We start from the raw sequence: 20,306 nt of genomic DNA, 5'->3' as shown, positions 1-20,306 counted from the left end.
GTCATTCGGTGGTTTGGTTGGCCTTGATGGCGAGCATGGAAACAAAGTTGAAGCACTGGTACCACACCACCACATCATTGAAGCCCGCCGTCAGCAGTCGTGCCTTGTGAGCCGCCAGTGTCTCGGGGATCAGTACCTGTTCGATGGCCGTGCGCTTCTGGCTGATTTCGAGATCCGAATAGCCGTTGGCGCGCTTGAATTCGTGGTGCAGCCGGGTCTGAATGGCCTGCTCGTCTTCGGACTCAAAGCGGATTTTCTCCGACAGGATCAGGACGCCGCCGGGAAGTGTGGCATCGGCAATTCGCTTGAGCAGACTGGCCCGTTTTCCCGGATCGACAAACTGCAAAGTGAAATTCAGCGTGGTTACCGAGGCGTTGCTCAGTTCGGTGTCCAGAATATCCTCGCACCTGAGGGTGACAGGGAGGGCGCTGTCGTCAAGGGCAATGTAATGCTCGCAGCGTTCGATCATGGCGCTGGAGTTATCCACACCGACCAGAGTGCAATCCCCATGGGAAATGCCGTGACGCATCGCCAGGGTCGAGGCGCCCAGGGAGCAGCCCAGGTCATAACAGTGGGAAGCTGGCTGAGCGTATTGTTCGGTGATGACCTCGATCATCGGAATGATGGTGGTGTAGCCCGGCACAGAACGGCGGATCATATCGGGGAACACCCTGGCTACTGATGCGTCGAATCGGAAATCCTCTGGCCGGCGTTCTGTGGCAAACAGCCGGTCCGTCACCTGCTCGGGTGCCTCCGACGGCTTTCGGGATTTAACCATTGGAATCTGGTACCTCGGGGGAGGGTGGAACGGCAGGGCCTGTCGGTGATGGCCGGGAGCAACGCACACCCCGGTTTTTATAGTCCACCAGGATTCCCCGGAACGACGGGTCCACATCGGCGGCAATCGCCAGGTAGCCATTTTCGCAGACCGCATGTAATTCCGACGCTTTGGGTGACATCCGGAACGGATCGTCCTCGGTCACATGAATGGCCTGGAAATCGCCAACCGGCATGTGGTCCTTGTTGTCGCTGTGGCTGATCTTGCCACTCATTTCCAGCGCAAGAACGGTAACGATCACCGCAACCAGTGCGGTTACGATCAGACTGCGGACAGTGTAACGGGCCTCATTCTGGCTCATGCCTACCTCGAATCAAACGAATTTAAAGTGTTGTTCAGTACTGCCCCGGTACCGTGATGGCCGGGGACTGCAGGGCGGATAGCTGTTCCCGAAGCGAGAGAACCTGGTCTGACCAGAAACGTGGCTGGGCAAACCAGGGGAAAAAGCGTGGAAAGGCAGGATCATCCCAGCGTTTGGCCAGCCAGGCACAGTGCGCGATTTGTCGGTAGCAGCGCAAGGGCTCAATCAGATGGCGTTCACGACGATTGAAATCACGGAACATCTCGTAACCTTCCAGCAATTCGCCAAGCTGGGCGCCGCGCTCGAACTCGTCGCCGTTCAGTAGTAACCACATATCCTGAATAGCAGGGCCCGTTCGGCAATCGTCCAGGTCCACGAACAGCATTTGCTCGTCGCGGCAAAGAATATTGCCGGCGTGGCAGTCGCCATGAAGCCGCAGGGTTTCCACCGGGCCGGCTTCATCAATTCGAGCGGCACAGAGCCTTTGCAGGTCCGGGATCAGACTGTCCCAGGCGGGCCTGAGATCCGCCGGAATCCAGCCGCCTTCCAGCAGAAGCCGGTTGCTGGCGTCAATGCCGTCAAGCAAGTCCATGGTGGAGCGATGCGCAAAAGGTTTTTTGGCGCCAATGTTGTGAATCTGGCCAAGCCACTGGCCCAGACGGTAGAGGGTGTCGGTTACACTGGTGTCTGGCGCCTGACCGCCACGCTGTGGAAAAACCGCGAACAGGAATTCGCCATGGCACCCCAAGGTGTCGCCGGAAGCCAGTTCCATCGGGGCTACAACCGGAATATCCGCCTGCAAAAGCTCCAGGGTGAAGTCATGCTCCTCCCGGATTTCCGCCTCGGTCCATCGACCGGGACGGTAAAATTTGGCTATGACCGGTGCCCCCTCGTCCAGCCCCACCTGATAGACCCGGTTTTCATAGCTGTTCAGTGCGAACAGGCGGCCACTTACCGCAAACCCGGCTTCCTCCATCGCATCCAGAATGGTATCCGGCGTGAGGGAGTCATAGGGGTGGGAGGATGCCGCAACTGTGGGGTCATGGGTCATAAAGGGACGTTTCAGAGCCTTGTGTCGTATTTGGATTTCATGGATTGCAGATGGTACCAGTTTTCATCCAGTTCCCAGCGGATTCGGCTGATGCCAGACGCCCCAAGAACCACGTCCCCGGCACGGGCCTGCACCTGCGCCAGCTCGCGTTCTGCCCGCTGCCAGTCCCGATGGCTGTCGCCAAGATTGCGCATGCTCGGAAATACCGCACTCAGGGCCTTGTGGGTCGATGTCGTGTGGGACCGCAAAGAGCTCATAATGGCAGTGTCACCTTCCACCCGGAGCACCCGGTGCTTGTAGGGATAGCTGGCAACTACTTCATCGGATTTCAGTCGCTCATTAAGGCTGATTACCTCAAAGCCACGCCAGCCGAGCCACCCGACAAACAGGGCGGCCACCACCATTACCAGAACAAACTGCTTCCTGTCAGACATCATAAGCCGGGCTCCATGCACTACTTTTCGGCTGCAAGTATAACCGGTATGGGCTCTCGAGTAATGTGTTGAGCCTTCCCGGGCCGGTTTTTGCAGGGATGGCAGGATGGGGTAAGCTCAGTGCGTTGTCAGTTGAGCCGGGGCAAGCGTAAGTGTCGACAGAAGTCCTTGAAAACCAGACCGTTGTAATCGGCGCCGGTGTCGTTGGGCTTGCCATTGCCCGAGCCCTGGCCAGAGCCAGACATGAAGTGATTGTACTGGAAGCCGCGAGCCGCTTTGGTGAGGGCATATCCTCCCGCAACAGCGAAGTCATTCATGCCGGCATCTACTACCCGGAAGGGTCACTGAAAGCGGAACTGTGCGTTGAAGGCCGACAGCGGCTCTACGAATATTGCCGGAGCCATAAAGTCGAACACCGGAAATGCGGCAAATGGATTGTAGCGGCCGACGAATCACAGAATAGTAAACTCCGGGATATTCAGGCCGCTGCAGCGCGCAACGGTGTAGCTCTGGCTCTGCATGATGCAGACCGAATTACCCGGGAAATGCCGGAAATCCACGCCAGTTCGGGACTCTGGTCGCCGGAAACCGGAATCGTCGACAGCCATGGTTTGATGCTCTCTTTGCTCGGCGAGCTCCAGGATGCCGGCGGCCAACTCGTCCTCCGGTCGCCCGTGGTGGCCGCTGAATCGGACAACCACTGGCATCGTCTTCACGTGGGAGGCGACCATCCGCTGACTCTGAAAGCGAAAAACGTCGTCAACGCCGCCGGACTCGCCGCTGTCCCGCTGGCAAAAATCTGGGCCGGCCTGCCGGATGAATACAAACCCCGGCAGTGGTTCGCCAGGGGCGTCTACTTCAGCTACAGCGGCCGAACACCCTTCAAAACCCTGATCTACCCGGTCCCGGAACCCGGAGGCCTCGGTGTTCACCTCACCCTCGACCTCGCCGGCCAGGCCCGTTTTGGCCCCGACGTGGAGTGGATCGAAACGGAAGACTACACCGTCGACCCAAACCGCCAGGAAACCTTTGCCAGAGGCATCCGCCAATGGTGGCCACACCTCGACCCGGCCCGACTTCAACCTGCCTATGCTGGCATCCGGCCCAAGCTGGCGGGCCCTGCGGGCGGCTTTGCGGATTTTCGAATCGAGGGACCTGAAGATCATGGCCTGACTGGGTTGGTTAACCTTTTCGGTATCGAATCTCCAGGCCTGACTAGCAGTTTGGCGATCGCAGATCTGGTTCAGAAAAAACTGGTCTGATCAGTCTACTCGTAGGTGAGGGCGCCGGGCGGGATAGCCTTCCCGGGATTGTAGAGGGCCATGGATGGCCCGAAACAAGCGCACATGGATGTGCTCGTAGCGTATCCCGGGAAGGCTATCCCGCCCGGCGCATGCTCCGAGGTAAATGCGGTCAATCGCTCTAGCCGGGTGTCCGGGCCAGAGCCCAAACCTGAATCTCACGAGCCCCGGCCTCCCGCAGAACCGAAGCCAAAACCCGAACCGTCGCCCCTGTCGTTACCACATCATCCACAATGGCGACCCGCTCAGGCACCTCAGAAACGACCTCAAACACCCCGCGCAGATTCGCAAGCCGCGCCTCACGGTTCAATTCCCGCTGCGCACGAACCCGCCGGACGCGCTCGACCACCCCGGTAGCTACAGGAATGTTCAGCTGGCCCGCGATAGTTTCGGCAATGTCCTGGGCCTGATTGAATCCCCTTCGGCGCCGTCGCCGGGCATCCATTGGTGCAGGCACCAACGCCGCTGGCCTCGTGATCCTGCCATCCTGTAATGCCTGCTCAAGCAAGCCGGCGAAATCCGACATCAGCGGCCGGCCAAACTTACGTTGGCCATTGTATTTATAACGGCCAATCATGCCATCCAGCGGATACTGGTAACGCCAGGGAATAAAGGACGTCTCGAAGGGTGGAGGGTGCTTCAGGCAGTCGCCACAGAGCAGGTCCGAGGATGGATAAGCCAGGGGCAGGGCGCAGCAGCGACAGTGCCAGCGGTTAACCGGCAAATCGTCCCGGCAAGGCTGGCATAACCCATTGAAAGCGTTGGGGGAAAGGCAGGCGACGCAGAGTCCGCCCTGCTTTACGCTGTTAACCTTTTGCTCCATGAAGGTTGACAGCCAGTTCAGTCCCTTTATCATCTGATTCATCCGTAAACCCAGAGACCGGGAAAGGTTAACAGGACTTTTACATGACCGCTACAGAACTCCGCCACGACTGGACGCTGCAGGAAGCCCGCGAGCTTTTCGAGCTCCCCTTCAACGATCTTCTGTTCCGTGCCCAGAGCGTGCATCGCCAGCACTTCGACCCGAATGAAGTGCAGGTAAGCACTCTGCTGTCGATCAAGACCGGCGCCTGCCCGGAAGACTGCAAGTACTGCCCGCAGAGCGGTCATTACAACACTGGCCTTGAGAAAGAAAAGCTGCTGGAAATTGAAAAGGTGGTGGCGGAAGCCAAGGCCGCGAAGCAGAAGGGGGCTTCCCGGTTTTGCATGGGCGCCGCCTGGCGCAGTCCTTCCAAGAAAGACATGCCTTATGTTCTGGACATGGTCAAACAGGTGAAGTCCTTGGGGCTTGAGACCTGCATGACGCTTGGCATGCTGAAAGAAGAGCAGGCGGTGGAACTGGCCGATGCCGGGCTGGATTACTACAACCACAACCTGGATACCTCTGAGAAGTACTACAGCCACATTATCACCACGCGTACCTACCAGGATCGTCTGGATACGCTGGACAATGTTCGCAAGGCCGGCATGAAAGTCTGCTGCGGCGGCATTATGGGCATGGGCGAAGATGAAGATGACCGGGTTGGTCTGCTGATGCAGTTGGCAAACCTGCCTCATCATCCGGAGAGTGTGCCGGTGAACATGTTGGTGAAGGTGAAAGGTACGCCCATGGAGGATATGGAAGATCTGGATCCATTCGAGTTCATCCGCATCATTGCGGTGGCGCGGATCATGATGCCGGCTTCCCACGTTCGTCTGTCGGCGGGCCGTGAGAACATGAATGAGCAGATGCAGGCTCTTTGTTTCATGGCGGGCGCCAACTCGATCTTCTACGGTGAGAAACTGCTGACCACCGCCAACCCTGAGGCTGATGCCGATATGCTGCTGTTCAAGCGTCTGGGGATCCGGCCTGAACAGCGGGAGCAGTGTGCCTCGGAGGAGCAGGAAGAGGAGGCGATTGTCGAGGCCGTGGAGTATGAGGGGACTCGTCACATGTTCTATGACGCTACTCGGGAATCTGCCTGAGCCTTTGATCTTGGGGAAGCAACGAGCGGGTAAGGCTCCCCGGGATACGCTACAAGCACCCCGGTGGGGTCCAGCCAGCAATCACAGATTGCTGTCGTTCGGCTGTCGCATGAAGCTTCGCTTCATCGGCGCTCGGCCTCACCCATGTGCGCTTGTTTCGGGCCATCCTTGGCCCTCTACAATCCCGGGGAGCCTTACCCGCTCGTTGCCCGGACCGTTGAGTTAACCTCCAGGTGCTATCGTGCGGGACTTTGCCCTTGAACTCGAAGAGCGGAAACAGGCCGGTCTGTACCGGACGCGTCGGCATGTAGCCGGTCCTCAGAGGCCCTCTATCATTGCTGACGGCAAACCTTTGTTGTCGTTCTGCAGTAATGATTACCTTGGCCTTGCCAATAATCCTGCCAATATCGAGGCCCTCCGTAATGCGCTTCCGGAGACAGGTCTTGGGGGCGCAGCCTCCCATCTGATCTGTGGTCACCATGATGCCCACCACCAGTTGGAGCTTCGTTTGGCGGAGTTCACCGGGCGTAGTTCGGCGCTGTTTTTTTCCACCGGGTATATGGCGAACATGGGCGTTATCTCGGCGCTGGCCGGCCGGGGCGATACGATTTTTTCGGATCGGCTGAATCACGCCTCCATTATCGATGGCTGCATTCTCAGCCGTGCCCGGGTTCGGCGTTATGCCCATTGGGATGTGGCAGCGCTGGAGGAGATGCTGGCTGAGACGTCCGGGCACAAGTTGGTGGTGACCGACGGCGTGTTCAGCATGGACGGCGATATAGCGCCCCTGGCGGAGTTGGCCCGGGTCTGCCGGATCCACGATGCGTTACTGGTTGTTGATGATGCTCACGGAATTGGCGTACTCGGACCTGAGGGGCGGGGCAGTGTTGCTGAAGCGGGGTTGTCCGAAGAGGATATACCTGTGCTGATTGGCACCCTGGGCAAGGGGATCGGAACCAGTGGCGCATTCGTGGCCGGACCGTCGATGCTGATGGATTATCTGGTTCAGAAGGCCAGGACCTATATTTATACGACGGCGATGCCGCCAGCGCTTGCCATGGCGACCATTTCGAGCCTGGATCTCATTGAGCGGGATCAGGGGCGTCGTGATCATGTGTTGGGGCTGGTGGCGCGGTTCCGGCGGGAGGCTTCCGCCATGGGGTATGAATTGATGCCGTCGCGTACGCCGATCCAGCCGATCATGATTGGCGATAATCACGATGCGCTGGCACTGAGTCAGGCGCTGGAGGAGCGAGGTCTGCTGGTCTCGGCGATTCGCCCGCCCACGGTTCCGGTAGGTGAGGCGCGTTTGCGGGTTACGTTCAGTGCCGCACATTCTCAGGAGAATCTCGATTGTCTGTTGAGCGTACTCTCCGAGTGCCGTCATCTGGTTCAAAAGACGGACGTGGCGATATGAGTTCCGGTAAGGTCTGTCCACGCCTGATGGTGGTTGCCGGTTGGGGTGTTCGCGCAGAGATGCTGTCGGAGCTCTATGGTTACTGGCCCGGGGAAGTCGTGCCGGTGTCGCTCGACGATGAGTTACTGGCCCGTTGCGATTCTCTTTCAGAAGTCACCGATGAGCTGTTGTCGCTGTATCCGGAGCCGTCGGTCTGGATGGGTTGGTCCCTGGGCAGTCAGGTTGTGATGGAGGCCGCCGCGCGGCAGACCGGCGCGGTATCCTGCGCCATAACGCTGGGTGGTTTTCCCAAATTTGTTGCCGATGAAAGCTGGCCCCATGGAATGCCTGCAGGGGATTTCCGGGCTTTCGCCCTGGGTATCCGGCGGGAGCCCCAGCGGTATTGGTTGCATTTTCTGTTGTTGATGATTAACGGTGCTGCCTATGAAAAAGGGGAGCGGCAAAGACTCAAACCCTGGCTCGAAAAAGGCACCCTGGTTTCTCACGAACACCTCTGCAAGAGTCTTGCCTGGTTGGAAACAGGCGACCAGAGGGCTTTATGGCGTTCACTTGTCACGCCGGCCCTGCATGTGATGGGTGAAAATGACATTGTGGTCAGGTCCGGGGCCAGTGATCTTTCGCTTCCCGCTTCAAGTGGCCATGCGGTCATCCCCGGGATGGCGCACTGGCCAGGCGGCTGCTCGGCGTCGGACTGCTGGGGCGCTATTCAGGCGTTCTTTGCCTCGCAAAAGGCTTTGTCATGGGCGCTTTGAACTGTCCGCCGGGTGCATCGGCCGGTGTTTCTGAAACGCTGAAGTCGGATATTGCCCGAGGGTTTGGCACTGCCAGTGACACCTATGAAAGTGCCTCAAGGCTGCAGCGTTTCATGGGCAATACCATGCTGCAAAAACTCCAGTCCCGCGAAGGCCAGAAATTCGATTCGACCGTCCTGGACCTTGGTTGTGGCACAGGCTGGTTTACCCGCAAGTTCGCTGATACTGAGCGCATTGGAGCGCTGGTCGGTGTTGATCTGTCACTGGGTATGCTGGAGCGGGCTCGTGAGAATGGGCCTGGAGGAATTGACTGGATTGTGGGCGATGCGGAGCATCTGCCTTTACTCAGTGACAGCGTGGACCTGATCTTCAGCAACCTGATGATTCAGTGGTGTGATGACCCCCGTGCGGTGCTCAAGGAATGTCAGCGGATTCTGCGTCCCGGTGGATTTCTCATGGTCTCCACGCTGCTGGATGGCACACTTCGAGAGCTGAAAGCGGCCTGGCATGCGGCGGACCCTGATCATCAGCACGTAAATCGTTTCGAGACCGAGCTTGCCTTGCAGGCCAAGGTGCGTGCCGAGTTGCCGGATGCCGTTGTTGAAAGCCGCACCATCAGTTTACCCTACGAGTCGCCGATGGCCCTGGCTGGTGAGCTTCGCCATCTTGGGGCGGGTTTTCGCGGCGCTGGTCGGCGAAGAGCGGTCACGGCACCCGGGAGATTGCGAGCAATGTGCAGGCAGTACCCCAAAGAGCCGGACGGCACTATCATGGCAAGTTATGAAGCTGCCTGGATTTACTGGCAGAAACCATAGGACTCGTTGACTGGGAATAATAATGGCCAAGCAATCCTTTTTTGTAACGGGCACCGACACGGGGGTTGGAAAAACTCTGGTATCCGCAGCCATTCTTCACGCGGCCAGGGCCATGGGGAAGCACACCCTGGCGATGAAGCCCATTGCGTCTGGTTGCGATCGAACGCCCGAAGGCCTTCGCAACGAAGATGCCCTGATTTTGCAGAATGCGATTACGGAGCCATTGGCCTATGAACTGATCAACCCGGTGGCGTTGGAACCGGCCATTGCCCCTCACGTGGCCGCTGAGCAGGCCGGGCGTCACATTACCTCCGACCGCCTTGTCGGGTTCTGCCGTGGTTTGCAGATTCGTCCTGCAGACATGCTGCTGGTGGAGGGTGCCGGCGGCTGGCGGGTCCCTCTCAACGATCGGGAAACCTATTCGGAGTTTCCGCGCCAGCTGAACATGCCGGTTATTCTGGTGGTTTCGCTCCGCCTGGGTTGTATCAACCATGCCTTGCTGACGGCGGAAGCTATCAGGAATGACGGTTTGCGGCTGGCGGGGTGGGTTGCGAATCGGACCGAATCCGAGCCCATGAGTTGCGAGCAGGACACCCTGAATTACCTGGTTAACCACATGGGGGCGCCCTGCCTGGGTATTCTTCCGTGGTTGGAGCAGGCGCGGCCGGAAATGCTTGCTGGTTATCTTAATATTGATGGGCTGTTTGAAAATTGACCAGATATGTGGCTTAATTAAGTCAATTAATGGTCATCGGGCAGCGCAGTTATGATCAGTAACACTCTCGCAGTTGGGATCCAGGGTATTCAGGATGGCATGGTCGGCATGGAGAATGCCGCCCGCAAGATTGCCCGTGCTGGCACCGATGGACCCCAGGGAACCGCAGAAGGTGCGGGCAGTCTTGTTGAGCCCATTGTTGATCTCAAAATCTACGAGCGCAGTGTTGAAGCGTCCGCCCAGGTGGTAAAAACCGCGGACGAAACACTTGGAACACTCCTGGATATCATGGCCTGATAGCTGAAAGGGCGCCGAGCTCGTGCTTTCCTCTCTCCCTCCTGTTCCTCCATTTTCCCCCGGGGTCTCTTTTCAAGGGCAGGTGTCGCCACGGGTCCAGCCAACTGGTTCGGCAGCGGCGGAGCCCGAGACGCCTGCTGCTGAAGCCAGATCCACTGAGGCTTCCGGTAAAGCCGAGTCTGCACGGGAAAACCCCCAGTCGAAACCTGATGGCCAGAATTCCGATAACCCGCAGGGCCTGTCTGAACAAGAGCTGAAACAACTCACCGAGCTGAAAGCACGGGACCGTGAGGTTCGTGCCCACGAAGCCGCGCACCAGGCGGTTGGCGGTCAGTATGCGGGTGCCATGTCTTTCACCTATCAGCGCGGGCCGGACGGTGCGCAATATGCGGTAGGTGGTGAAGTCTCTATCGATTTGTCTCCCGTTCAGGGGGATCCCCAGGCGACTATCGAGAAGATGCGGATTGTCCGGGCGGCGGCCATGGCGCCGGCGGAACCCTCCGGTCAGGATCGTGCGGTAGCTGCTCAGGCGATGCAGATCATGCTTCAGGCCCAGTCGGAGCTCGCCGCCGAAACAGGAACTTCATCAAGGGCTGCTAGCGATGCCTATCGTGAGGTTTCCGCCATGGGAGAAGCTGATCAGAGCGGTGACGAAAACCGTGCTCCCTCCTTCGAACCGGTGTCTGCCTGACCGGTTATTTTCCAACTCCCAGGTCCTTCCATAGATATCCGGCACTTATACCTGTGATCCGGCTGCATGCACTGCTGTGGCGCGTGATTCGGTGACAGATCGCAACACAAATTTTGCATCCGGCTATTGACAATTCTGTGCCTGTAAACGTATGTTTCAAACAAGTGTTTAATTAAGGCTGCAGCGCACTGCGTTGCGGTGTCTGAGCAAACCCAAGGCCAGAAGCTGTCAAACCTGATTCAGCTGAGACCGAGAACCGAGGTGGATTCCATGCCTGAGTACAAAGCGCCCCTGCGTGACATCAAATTCGTAATGACCGAGCTGCTGAACAGTGAGCAGCACTACGCCAACCTGGAAGGTGCCGAAGACGCTACTCCGGATATGGTGGATGCCATTATCGGGGAAGGTGCCAAGTTCTGTGAGCAGGTTCTGTCTCCGCTGAACCAGGTGGGTGACAAGGAAGGCTGTACCTGGAGCGAAGACGGTGTAAAGACCCCGACTGGCTTCAAGGAAGCTTACCAGCAATATGTCGAGGGCGGCTGGCCGTCCATGACGGCCGATCCCAACTACGGTGGCCAGGGTCTGCCGCATTCCCTCGGTCTGGTCATGAGTGAGATGGTCGGTACCGCCAACTGGTCATTTGGTATGTACCCGGGCCTGAGCCACGGCGCAACCAACACCATTGAAGAGCATGGTACCGAAGAGCAGAAGCAGACTTATCTCACCAAGCTGATCAGCGGCGAGTGGACCGGCACTATGTGTCTGACCGAGCCGCACTGCGGTTCCGATCTTGGCACCCTGCGCACCAAGGCAGAGCCGAATGCCGATGGCACCTACGCCATCACCGGTACCAAGATCTTTATCTCTGCCGGTGAGCACGACATGGCCGAGAACATCGTCCACATCGTTCTGGCACGTCTGCCGGGCGCACCGGAAGGCACCAAGGGCATCTCCCTGTTCATCGTGCCCAAGTGCCTGCCGAACGAAGATGGCTCTGCTGGTGAGCGCAACGCCGTTTCCTGCGGTTCTATCGAGCACAAGATGGGTATCCACGGCAACGCCACTTGCGTTATGAACTTCGACGGCGCCAAGGGCTGGCTGATCGGGCCGGAGAATAAAGGCCTGAATTGCATGTTCACCTTCATGAACACCGCCCGTATCGGTACCGCGATCCAGGGGCTGGGTGCCGCCGAGCTGGGCTTCCAGGGTTCACTCGCCTACGCCAAAGAGCGTCTGGCCATGCGTTCACTGAGCGGTCCGAAGAATCCGGAAGGCATCGCCGATCCGATCATTGTTCACCCGGACGTTCGTCGCATGCTGCTGACACAGAAGGCGGTTGCCGAAGGCGCCCGCGCCCTGATTTACCTGACCGCGCAGCAGGCAGACGTTGTTCACAGCGGCAAGACCGAAGAAGAGCGCAAGGCGGCCGATGAGGCGCTGGGCTTCCTGACACCGATCGCCAAGGCGTTCCTGACCGAAATCGGTTACGAGGCAGCCAACCTGGGCATGCAGGTATTCGGTGGTCACGGCTTTATCTCCGAGTGGGGCATGGAGCAGAACGTTCGTGACGCCCGCATCGGCATGATCTACGAAGGCACCACCGGCATCCAGGCGCTGGATCTGCTGGGCCGCAAGGTTCTGATGACCCAGGGCGAATCCCTGAAGGGCTTCACCAAGCAGGTGCACCTGTTCTGCAAGGAAAACGCGGAAGACGAGCAGCTGAAGGAATTCATCGAGCCGCTGGCGGCCATGAACAAGGAATGGGGCGAGCTGACCACCAAGATTGGTATGTCTGCCATGAAGAACCGTGAGGAAGTGGGCGCGGCCTCTGTGGACTACCTGATGTACTCCGGTTACGCCGTGTTTGCCTACCTGTGGGCCCGTATGGCCAAGGTTGCTCTGGACAAGATGGTTGAGGGCACTACCGAGGAAATGTTCTACAACGCCAAGATCCAGACCGCGCGCTTCTACTTCAAGCGTATGCTGCCCCGGGCCAGGGGCCACGCTGAGAGCATGCTGGCTGGCGCTGACAGCCTGATGGACATGCCGGAGGAAGCCTTCGCCATCTAAGGCGCGGGCACCGAAGGACGGTTCCAGAGGACAGAAAGCCCGCGCTCCCCGGAGGCGGGCTTTTTTCATGAGTTGCGGTCCGCTTTTAGGGTAGAATAGGCGCCCATAAAAATAATCTTCAGCGGACACATAGCCCGAGCAGGTGTGACTGGCCGGAATGACGGCCCCATTGCCACCTGAACAGACTGACAGAATTTTTGGAGAGTTTTAGATGGCTGATTATCAGGCACCCCTACGTGACATGCGCTTTGTTCTGAATGAGGTTTTCGATGCCCCCGCGCTGTGGGCCTCACTGCCCAAAGTTGCCGAGCATGTGGACCCGGAAACGGCGGACGCGATTCTTGAAGAAGCCGGCAAGATCAGCAGTGGTGTACTTGCGCCTCTGAACCGTGAGGGTGACGAGCAGGGCTGCAAGTGGAACGACGGTGAGGTGACCTCGCCGGACGGCTTCAAGGAAGCCTACCAGACCATCGTTGAGGGCGGCTGGAACGGCCTCGGCGGCAACCCGGATTTCGGCGGTATGGGCATGCCCAAGACCCTGGTCGCCCAGTTCGAAGAAATGATGCAGGGTGCCAACATGGCCTTTGGCCTCGCTCCCATGCTCACGGCAGGTGCCTGTCTCGCCCTGGATGCCCACGGTAGTCAGGAACTAAAAGAAAAATACCTGCCCAACATGTATTCCGGCGTCTGGTCCGGGGCCATGGATCTGACCGAGCCCCATGCCGGCACCGATCTCGGTATTATCCGCACCAAGGCCGAGCCCAATGATGACGGCTCCTTCAACGTGACCGGCACCAAGATCTTCATCACTTGGGGCGAGCACGACATGGCGGAGAACATCATCCACCTGGTGCTGGCCAAGCTGCCGGACGCGCCCAAGGGCCCGAAAGGCATTTCCCTGTTCCTCGTGCCCAAGTTCCTGGTAAATGAAGACGGTTCCCTGGGTGAGCGTAACAGCTTCAGCTGCGGCTCCATCGAGAAGAAGATGGGCATCAAGGGTTCCGCAACCTGTGTCATGAACTTTGATGGCGCCAAAGGCTGGCTGGTCGGCGAAGAGAACAAGGGCCTGGCGGCCATGTTCACCATGATGAACTACGAGCGTCTGGGCGTGGGTATCCAGGGCATTGGCGCTGCCGAGGCCTCCCTGCAAAGTGCCCGTGAGTACGCCCTGGACCGTATCCAGAGCCGCGCTCCAACCGGCGCTCAGCAGCCTGAAAAAGCAGCAGATCCAATTCTTGTGCATCCGGATGTGCGACGCATGCTGTTGACCATGAAAGGCTATGTGGAAGGTGGTCGTACTTTCTCAACCTACGTGGCCCAGTGGTTGGATATCGCCAAGTACGCAGAGGATGATGAACGCCGCAAGCACGCTGAGGGCATGGTGGCGTTGCTGACCCCGGTCGCCAAGGCATTCCTGACCGATCGCGGCCTGGATGCCTGTATCATGGGCCAGCAGGTCTTCGGTGGCCATGGTTTCATCCGCGAGTGGGGCCAGGAGCAACTGGTTCGTGACTGCCGCATTACCCAGATCTACGAAGGAACCAATGGTATCCAGGCACTGGACCTGATGGGACGGAAAGTGGTCGGCAGCCAGGGCAAGCTCTATGAGCTGTTTGCCCAGGACGTCGCAAACTTTCTCGAGGAGAACAGTGGTAACGAGCATCTGCGCCCGTTCCTTGAGCCACTTGCCGCAGCGGTCGAGCGGCTCGACGACGTGACCGAGCATGTGATCAAGCAGGCTGGCGATAACCCGAATGCCATTGGTGCAGCGTCTGTGGACTACCTCGATTTGTTCGGCCTGACCGCACTGGGATATATGTGGGCGAAGATCGTCAAAGCGGCTGCGCCCCAGGCGGATGCAGATACCTCCGGGTTCTACAGCGGAAAAATGAAGACAGCGCGATTCTACTTTGATCGCCTGTTGCCAAAGACCGTTTCATTGGCTGAAGGTATTCGTAGCGGTAGTGACTCCATGATGGCGCTGACTGCAGAGGAATTCTGATTCCGACAGTAATTAGCCACGTAAAAAAACAGGCCCTCGGGCCTGTTTTTTTGTGGTTAACGAATTATCAGCCTGGTGCTTCAAAACCTTATAGTCGCTCCATTCGGTCCGGATTGGTAACGAAGGGGTTGTCGTTGCCCTGGATTTCGGCGATGCGCCGGTGCCGGGTGAGTTCGCCATCATCTGGCGGGTCCAGCCGGTTCCAACCCTTGAATACCGCGGATGAGCCAAGCCAGGGCAGGTCATAGGTGTCGACCATGTAGGCCACCGTGCGCGCCACATCACCCTTGACCCGCACCGGCGGCTCAAAGAACTGGGCGCTCTGGCGAATGCCGCATTCGTCTTTGCTGACCGATGAGCCCAGGTCCTCGTAGCGGGCGTTGCGCCGGCCCATCTCCGTCCGGCTGCGCACAGGTATCATGTTATGCATGTCAGACGCGATCTGACGATAGCGATTGTCCTGTTCGCATTCACGCGAGGTGCCACAGTCGAGTGCGCTGCGGACATCAGCCAGCGGGTATACGTAGCCGTCTGTCAGCACGAAACCTTTGCTTGTGAAAGCAGTGTTGCAGAAGAAGGAGTTGCCGCCACTGGCGTAGAGGTCGCCCCAGAAGTGATCGGAAACAACGGTCTCCGGATCGCTGAACCGGGTATTCTGGCCAATCACGAGGGTGGTGGTAAGTAACAGACAGAGTGCAGTGGGTATCAGTAAGAATTTTTTCATACGCCTTTTATACCTCGCAGTGTGCTCAAGCGTCCTGGTAATTCGGGCCCTATTGATCAGGGCTGGTCAGGATTTGATCAGGCGGGTCAAAACTATGACGCTTTGTTCACTGATACTGTGAAGTATGGCACAGAGGCTCCAAAGCGCGGAGCCTCTGTGGTAGAAATTTGTGGCGTAGTGTTAACGGGTTAACAGTTTTACTTCAGTTTGTTGCGAATGTTCTGGTAACCGGTTTTCAGGTCTTCACCAAGTTTTGATGCGGTCTGGCGAGCTTCCTGGGAAGCGTTCTCGGCATCGTGCAGCACTTCATCTATCTTGCTTTTGAAACGATCCCAGTCCTGTTCGAGATCCTCCCATTCGTCCTTAACGTCTTCACGGGCCAGATGCATCTGGACGCGCGCTTCATCCCGATATTGTTTTACCTTTTCCGACAGCTTTTTGAGTTCTTCTTGAAGACTCATATCAAGCACCTCCTTGGATTGTTGGTGTGCTTACAATGCGCCCGATTGTAAAAAACTGTCAAGGGGCTGGGCGCGCCAAAAGAGTACAAAGGGAGCGGAGTTTGATGCAGATCAGGAACGGCCCGCGAGCAGGGCGGACATGTCCCGCAAATAATGCCAGGGCGACAGGGGATCGAAACCTTTCGCGGCCCGATCGATCTGGCTGCAAAGGGTGATAGCCTCATTCAGTTGGGAGCGGTTCAGTCGGCGTGCGGCCTGCTCCAGTGCCCGGGCCCGTTGGGGCTGGAACACTCCTCGCTTTTTCAAGAATGCCGCGGGATTCTCCGACTGACCGGCTGAGGACTTTAGCTCCAGCAAGAGATTCAGGTCGCGGCTGAGGACAGACAAAAGGCCCAGCGGGTTTTCTCCCTCCTGCTGCAGAACGGTGATCATCTTGCCGGCGTGAGGTGCCCGGCCACTGATCAATTCCGTCACCAGTTCAAAGCCATTGAACCGGGAACTATCCTGGACCGCCTGTTCAACGGTTTCCTCATCGATGGTATTGCCGTTTGCCAGCAGAGACAGCCTGTCAAGTTCCTGGCTGGCGGCAAGCAGATTGCCTTCCAGGCGTTCGCTCATGATGGCCAGGGCGCCCCTGGTCAGGCTGAGGCCGCGGTTGCTGGCCCTCTGCTGGAGCCAGCCCTGGAACTTGTCAGCATCAACGGGCCACACCGGTACGTGTACGCCTTTACCTTGAAGCTCCTTGTACCATTTGCGGCGGGTCTCCGCGGCGTCCAGGCGAGCGCTGATCAGCAGCAGGATGATATCTTCGGGGGGATCAGCCAGCACCCGTTCCAGAACTGCACGACCGTCGCCAAGCTTGCCAGTCGGCAGATGAATTTCAATGCGCCGTCTCTCTGCGAACAGGGACATGGCACTGAACTCTTCGCCAACGGCATTCCAGTCCAGCTGATGGTCGGCGTGGAAGGTCAGGCGGTCATGAAAGCCTGCGTCTTTTGCGGCCTTTCGAACCTGATCACAGCATTCCTGCACTAACAGGGGTTCATCACCGGAAATGAGATAGACCGGCGAGAGGCCCTTTTTCAGAAGCTGGGATAACTGTCCCGGGTTGGTCTTCATGGCTGGCCTGTGGCTGGGGCGTCGGCTTCCTGTTTACGCTGGTATTCTGCCCGGATGGCGTCGATTCTCTGCGGGGTCAAAGGTGCCAGCCGGAATATCACCTGCTGTGCAAGGCGATCGTCCATTTGCTGGCGCAGGGTCTCCTCTTCCCGCTGTCTTGCCAGAACGTTCGTTTCGTCGTACCGGTAACTTTCGCTGGTGGTCAGGCGAGTTGCGGCTACCATGGGAACCCGGTCTGCGCTGATCACCTCAAGGTCAACGGAGTGACGCAGGGTGTATTCTGCAGCCGCCGCCTGGGCCGTGATGGCACTTGCGCGACGGTCCCGCTCGAAGTTCTTCAACCGTAGAATGTAGTCGGCGTCCGCAACCGGCGCGAGGCTGACGTTGCCAAGGCTGAGCTGTTCCCGTAATGACCGGCAAAGGGTTTCGGGCACCTGTGATGAGCAATCTACGGCCAGCGGCTCAAGGGCTGAAGAAACCGGTGGCGCACCCCGCAACTGGAATCCGCATCCTGCAAGCAGCACCGCCATCACAGCAATCAGCATCAGGTTTGCCAGGGATTTCAGAGCGGAGTGCCGGAACATATCAGTTAGCCACCACGTTCACCAGTTTGCCAGGCACCACGATAACCCTGCGTACCGTTGCGCCCTCGGTAAAACGCATAACGTTCTCGTTCTCCAGCGCCAGTTTTTCCAGGTCCGCCTTGCTGATATCGGCAGGCACATCTTCCTTGGCTCGTACCTTGCCATTCACCTGCAGTACTACCTGGATCTGGCTGCGAACCATGGCGGCTTCATCGGCTTTTGGCCAGGGCGCATCAACAACTGGCTCCTCGTGCCCGAGCGCCTGCCAGAGGGTATGGCAGATGTGCGGAACGATCGGCGACAGTACAAGCACCGCGGTGTCCAGGGCTTCCTGGCGGACCGCCCGGGTCTGTGGTTCGTCACCCTGCAACTTGCCAACATCGTTGAGCAGCTCCATCACGGCCGCAATGGCAGTGTTGAACGTCAGCCGACGGCTGATGTCGTCACTGACTTTTGCAATGGTCTCGTGAGTCTTGCGCCGCAGGTTTTTCTGGTCATCGTTCAGGTCGGCAGCGTTCACAGCCGGCGCATCACCAGCCGCGGCGTGCTCGTTCACCAGGCGCCAGACCCGTTTCAGGAAACGGTGGGCACCTTCGACACCGCTGTCAGACCACTCCAGGGACTGTTCAGGGGGCGCAGCAAACATCATGAACAGGCGAACAGTGTCGGCGCCATGCTCGTCAATAATTGCCTGGGGATCGATACCATTGTTCTTGGACTTGGACATCTTGGTGACGCCGCCGGATACCACCGGCTCGCCATCTTCCTTATGCACCGCCCGAACAGGCTGGCCCTTTTCGTCACGCTCTACGGTCACGTCGGCGGGCGAGATCCATACTTTGCCGCCCTTGCCATCTTCGCGGTAGTAGGTCTCCGCCAGGACCATGCCCTGGCAAAGCAGCCGGTTGAATGGCTCGGAACTGGTTACCAGGCCCACGTCCCGCAGCAGCTTGTGGAAGAAGCGGGCGTACAGCAGGTGCAGAATCGCGTGCTCTATGCCGCCAATATATTGATCCACCGGCAGCCAGTAGTTGGCGGCGGACGGGTCCAGCATACCCTGATCGTAATTGGGGCTGCAGAACCGGGCGTAGTACCAGGAAGACTCCATGAACGTATCAAAGGTGTCGGTTTCCAGAGTCGCCGGCTGGCCGTTAAATTCGGTCTTGCACCACTCGGGGTCGGCCTTGATCGGGGACTGGACACCGTCCATTTCCACATCTTCTGGCAGGCGAACCGGCAGCTTGTCATCGGGCACCGGCATCTCGGTGCCGTCTTCCAGTGTCATCATCGGGATCGGCGCGCCCCAGTAACGCTGGCGGGATACGCCCCAGTCGCGCAGGCGATAGTTCACAGTGCGCTTGCCGATTTTGTGTTCTTCCAGGTAGCTTGCGATTTCGTCGAAGGCTTCTTCGCTGGTCAGGCCACTGTATTTGCCCGAGGACACCAGCGTGCCTTTCTCGGTAAACGCCTCTTCCTGAACATCAATTTCACGGCCATCGCGGGCGGCAATAACCTGCTTGATGGGCAGCTTGTACTTGCGGGCAAATTCATGGTCCCGCTCGTCATGGCCCGGAACCGCCATCAGGGCGCCGGTACCGTAATCAGTCAGAACAAAGTTGGCGACCCAAATCGGAATCTCTTCCTGAGTCAGCGGATGGACAGCCTTGAAACCGGTGTCGATGCCGCGCTTCTCCATGGTTGCCAGCTCGGCCTCCGCGGTCTTGCTGTTACGGCACTCCTCGACAAACTCAGCCACATCGCGATGACGCTCCGCCGCCTCTTTGGCCAGAGGATGCTCTGCGGCTACGGCCATGTAGCTCACGCCCATCAGGGTGTCGGGGCGTGTGGTGTAAACGGTCAGGCCACTGTCACGGTCTTTAAGCGGGAAGGTCAGCTCGGTACCTTCCGACTTGCCGATCCAGTTGCGCTGCATGGTCTTGACCTGCTCGGGCCAGTCTTCCAGCTCATCCAGATCGTTCAACAGTTCTTCGGCGTAATCGGTAATGCGGATAAACCACTGGGGGATCTTCTTCTGTTCCACCAATGCTCCGGAACGCCAGCCCCGGCCGTCAACAACCTGCTCGTTGGCCAGAACCGTCTGGTCCACCGGGTCCCAGTTCACCGTGGACATCTTTTTGTACACCAGGCCCTTCTCATACAGGCGGGCAAAGAACCACTGCTCCCAGCGGTAGTAGTCCGGCTTGCAGGTCGCCAGCTCCCGGTCCCAGTCGTACCCGAAACCCAGCTGCTTGAGCTGGTTCTTCATGTATTCGATGTTGGCGTAGGTCCACTTGGCCGGTGCGGTCTTGTTGGCAATGGCAGCGTTCTCGGCGGGCAGGCCAAAGGCATCCCAGCCCATGGGCTGCATCACGTTCTTGCCCTGCATGCGCTGGTAGCGGGAAATTACATCGCCGATGGTGTAGTTGCGGACGTGCCCCATATGCAGCTTGCCGCTGGGGTAGGGGAACATGGACAGGCAGTAGTACTTTGGTTTGCCCGGTTCTTCCTTCACCGTGAAGGTCTTGTTCTCTTCCCAGAAATTACGGGCATTCTGTTCTACGTCACGGGGATTGTATTGCTCGTCCATTCCTGCCATTACCGAAATTACCTTGTGTGGAAAAATAAAAGCCTGTATCAAAATCACGTCCGGAGCGGGCCGAACATTCTAACGCACACTAGCCTTTACAGGTAGTCTGCCAATTTTCTGTTCTTGTGCCAGACTTATAGCTATGGGGAAGGTTCTGGCGGGTATGGCTCCCCGGGACACGC

The 20,306-nt window shown here is 58.3% G+C and carries 20 protein-coding genes; 10 read left to right on the top strand and 10 right to left on the bottom strand.

Annotated elements, in window-relative coordinates:
* Position 1 precedes the first annotated feature (1 nt).
* From cmoA to A8B84_RS01995, 4 genes are read right to left on the bottom strand one after another with little or no spacing between them, the layout of a single operon-like run.
* Positions 2-778, bottom strand: a complete 777-nt coding sequence (gene cmoA / locus A8B84_RS02010; protein ID WP_064228651.1) for a carboxy-S-adenosyl-L-methionine synthase CmoA — start codon at positions 776-778, stop codon at positions 2-4.
* Positions 771-1,139 (bottom strand): hypothetical protein, encoded by a 369-nt coding sequence (locus tag A8B84_RS02005; RefSeq protein ID WP_064228652.1) that lies wholly within the window; start codon positions 1,137-1,139, stop codon positions 771-773. Before A8B84_RS02005 ends, cmoA begins: the two co-directional genes overlap by 8 nt.
* Positions 1,140-1,173: 34 nt before the next feature.
* Entirely contained in the window at positions 1,174-2,190 is a 1,017-nt protein-coding gene (locus A8B84_RS02000; RefSeq protein WP_064228653.1) for a serine/threonine protein kinase, read from the bottom strand.
* 11 nt (positions 2,191-2,201) lie between these two features.
* Positions 2,202-2,627, bottom strand: a complete 426-nt coding sequence (locus A8B84_RS01995) for a hypothetical protein (RefSeq protein WP_082905036.1) — start codon at positions 2,625-2,627, stop codon at positions 2,202-2,204.
* Positions 2,628-2,776: 149 nt separating this feature from the next.
* Between A8B84_RS01995 and A8B84_RS01990 the strand changes: the two genes are divergently transcribed.
* Positions 2,777-3,886 carry an NAD(P)/FAD-dependent oxidoreductase gene (locus A8B84_RS01990; RefSeq protein WP_064228654.1) on the top strand — a complete coding sequence of 370 codons (1,110 nt, stop codon included), beginning with the start codon at positions 2,777-2,779 and terminating at the stop codon, positions 3,884-3,886.
* A gap of 160 nt (positions 3,887-4,046) precedes the next feature.
* Here the strand turns inward: A8B84_RS01990 and A8B84_RS01985 are convergent, their stop codons facing one another.
* Positions 4,047-4,790 (bottom strand): ComF family protein, encoded by a 744-nt coding sequence (locus tag A8B84_RS01985; protein WP_227512756.1) that lies wholly within the window; start codon positions 4,788-4,790, stop codon positions 4,047-4,049.
* A 41-nt stretch (positions 4,791-4,831) separates the two neighbouring features.
* Here A8B84_RS01985 and bioB point away from each other — a divergent pair, with 41 nt between their 5' ends.
* From bioB to A8B84_RS01940, 9 genes are all read left to right on the top strand, one after another.
* Positions 4,832-5,890 carry a biotin synthase BioB gene (gene bioB / locus A8B84_RS01980; RefSeq protein WP_064228656.1) on the top strand — a complete coding sequence of 353 codons (1,059 nt, stop codon included), beginning with the start codon at positions 4,832-4,834 and terminating at the stop codon, positions 5,888-5,890.
* Between the two features lie 241 nt (positions 5,891-6,131).
* Entirely contained in the window at positions 6,132-7,307 is a 1,176-nt protein-coding gene (gene bioF / locus A8B84_RS01975; protein ID WP_064228657.1) for an 8-amino-7-oxononanoate synthase, read from the top strand.
* Entirely contained in the window at positions 7,304-8,059 is a 756-nt protein-coding gene (locus A8B84_RS01970) for an alpha/beta fold hydrolase (RefSeq protein ID WP_064228658.1), read from the top strand. The genes bioF and A8B84_RS01970 overlap by 4 nt, the downstream gene beginning before the upstream one ends.
* Positions 8,047-8,874, top strand: a complete 828-nt coding sequence (gene bioC, locus A8B84_RS01965; RefSeq protein WP_064228659.1) for a malonyl-ACP O-methyltransferase BioC — start codon at positions 8,047-8,049, stop codon at positions 8,872-8,874. The genes A8B84_RS01970 and bioC overlap by 13 nt, the downstream gene beginning before the upstream one ends.
* A gap of 22 nt (positions 8,875-8,896) precedes the next feature.
* Positions 8,897-9,589, top strand: coding sequence for a dethiobiotin synthase (gene bioD / locus A8B84_RS01960; RefSeq protein WP_064228660.1), 693 nt, complete (start codon positions 8,897-8,899; stop codon positions 9,587-9,589).
* 51 nt (positions 9,590-9,640) lie between these two features.
* Positions 9,641-9,886 carry a flagellar basal body rod C-terminal domain-containing protein gene (locus tag A8B84_RS01955; protein ID WP_064228661.1) on the top strand — a complete coding sequence of 82 codons (246 nt, stop codon included), beginning with the start codon at positions 9,641-9,643 and terminating at the stop codon, positions 9,884-9,886.
* An 82-nt stretch (positions 9,887-9,968) separates the two neighbouring features.
* Positions 9,969-10,577: a putative metalloprotease CJM1_0395 family protein gene (locus tag A8B84_RS01950; protein ID WP_064228662.1), complete on the top strand. Its 609-nt coding sequence runs from the start codon at positions 9,969-9,971 to the stop codon at positions 10,575-10,577.
* A gap of 270 nt (positions 10,578-10,847) precedes the next feature.
* Positions 10,848-12,647, top strand: a complete 1,800-nt coding sequence (locus A8B84_RS01945) for an acyl-CoA dehydrogenase C-terminal domain-containing protein (RefSeq protein WP_064228992.1) — start codon at positions 10,848-10,850, stop codon at positions 12,645-12,647.
* 211 nt (positions 12,648-12,858) lie between these two features.
* A complete protein-coding gene (locus A8B84_RS01940) occupies positions 12,859-14,649 on the top strand; it encodes an acyl-CoA dehydrogenase C-terminal domain-containing protein (RefSeq protein WP_064228663.1) in 1,791 nt (596 codons plus the stop codon).
* A gap of 88 nt (positions 14,650-14,737) precedes the next feature.
* On the opposite strand, the gene A8B84_RS01935 is transcribed toward A8B84_RS01940, so the two are convergent.
* The 5 genes from A8B84_RS01935 to leuS all read right to left on the bottom strand — a co-directional run bounded on the left by A8B84_RS01935 (position 14,738) and on the right by leuS (position 20,124).
* A complete protein-coding gene (locus A8B84_RS01935; RefSeq protein ID WP_064228664.1) occupies positions 14,738-15,373 on the bottom strand; it encodes an endonuclease in 636 nt (211 codons plus the stop codon).
* A 197-nt stretch (positions 15,374-15,570) separates the two neighbouring features.
* Complete coding sequence (locus A8B84_RS01930) at positions 15,571-15,834, bottom strand: hypothetical protein (protein WP_064228665.1); 264 nt, start codon at positions 15,832-15,834, stop codon at positions 15,571-15,573.
* A gap of 111 nt (positions 15,835-15,945) precedes the next feature.
* Positions 15,946-16,953: a DNA polymerase III subunit delta gene (gene holA / locus A8B84_RS01925; protein ID WP_064228666.1), complete on the bottom strand. Its 1,008-nt coding sequence runs from the start codon at positions 16,951-16,953 to the stop codon at positions 15,946-15,948.
* The gene (lptE, locus tag A8B84_RS01920; protein WP_064228667.1) at positions 16,950-17,537 is read right to left on the bottom strand and encodes an LPS assembly lipoprotein LptE; all 588 of its coding nucleotides are present in this window, start codon (positions 17,535-17,537) and stop codon (positions 16,950-16,952) included. The genes holA and lptE overlap by 4 nt, the downstream gene beginning before the upstream one ends.
* A gap of 1 nt (position 17,538) precedes the next feature.
* Positions 17,539-20,124 carry a leucine--tRNA ligase gene (gene leuS, locus A8B84_RS01915; RefSeq protein WP_064228993.1) on the bottom strand — a complete coding sequence of 862 codons (2,586 nt, stop codon included), beginning with the start codon at positions 20,122-20,124 and terminating at the stop codon, positions 17,539-17,541.
* Positions 20,125-20,306: the final 182 nt, after the last annotated feature.

The sequence above is a fragment of the Marinobacter sp. EhC06 genome (assembly GCF_001650915.1).
Taxonomy (GTDB): Bacteria; Pseudomonadota; Gammaproteobacteria; order Pseudomonadales; family Oleiphilaceae; genus Marinobacter.
The sequence above is the reverse complement of the archived record's forward strand: the minus strand, read 5'-3'. Positions and strand labels throughout refer to the sequence as shown.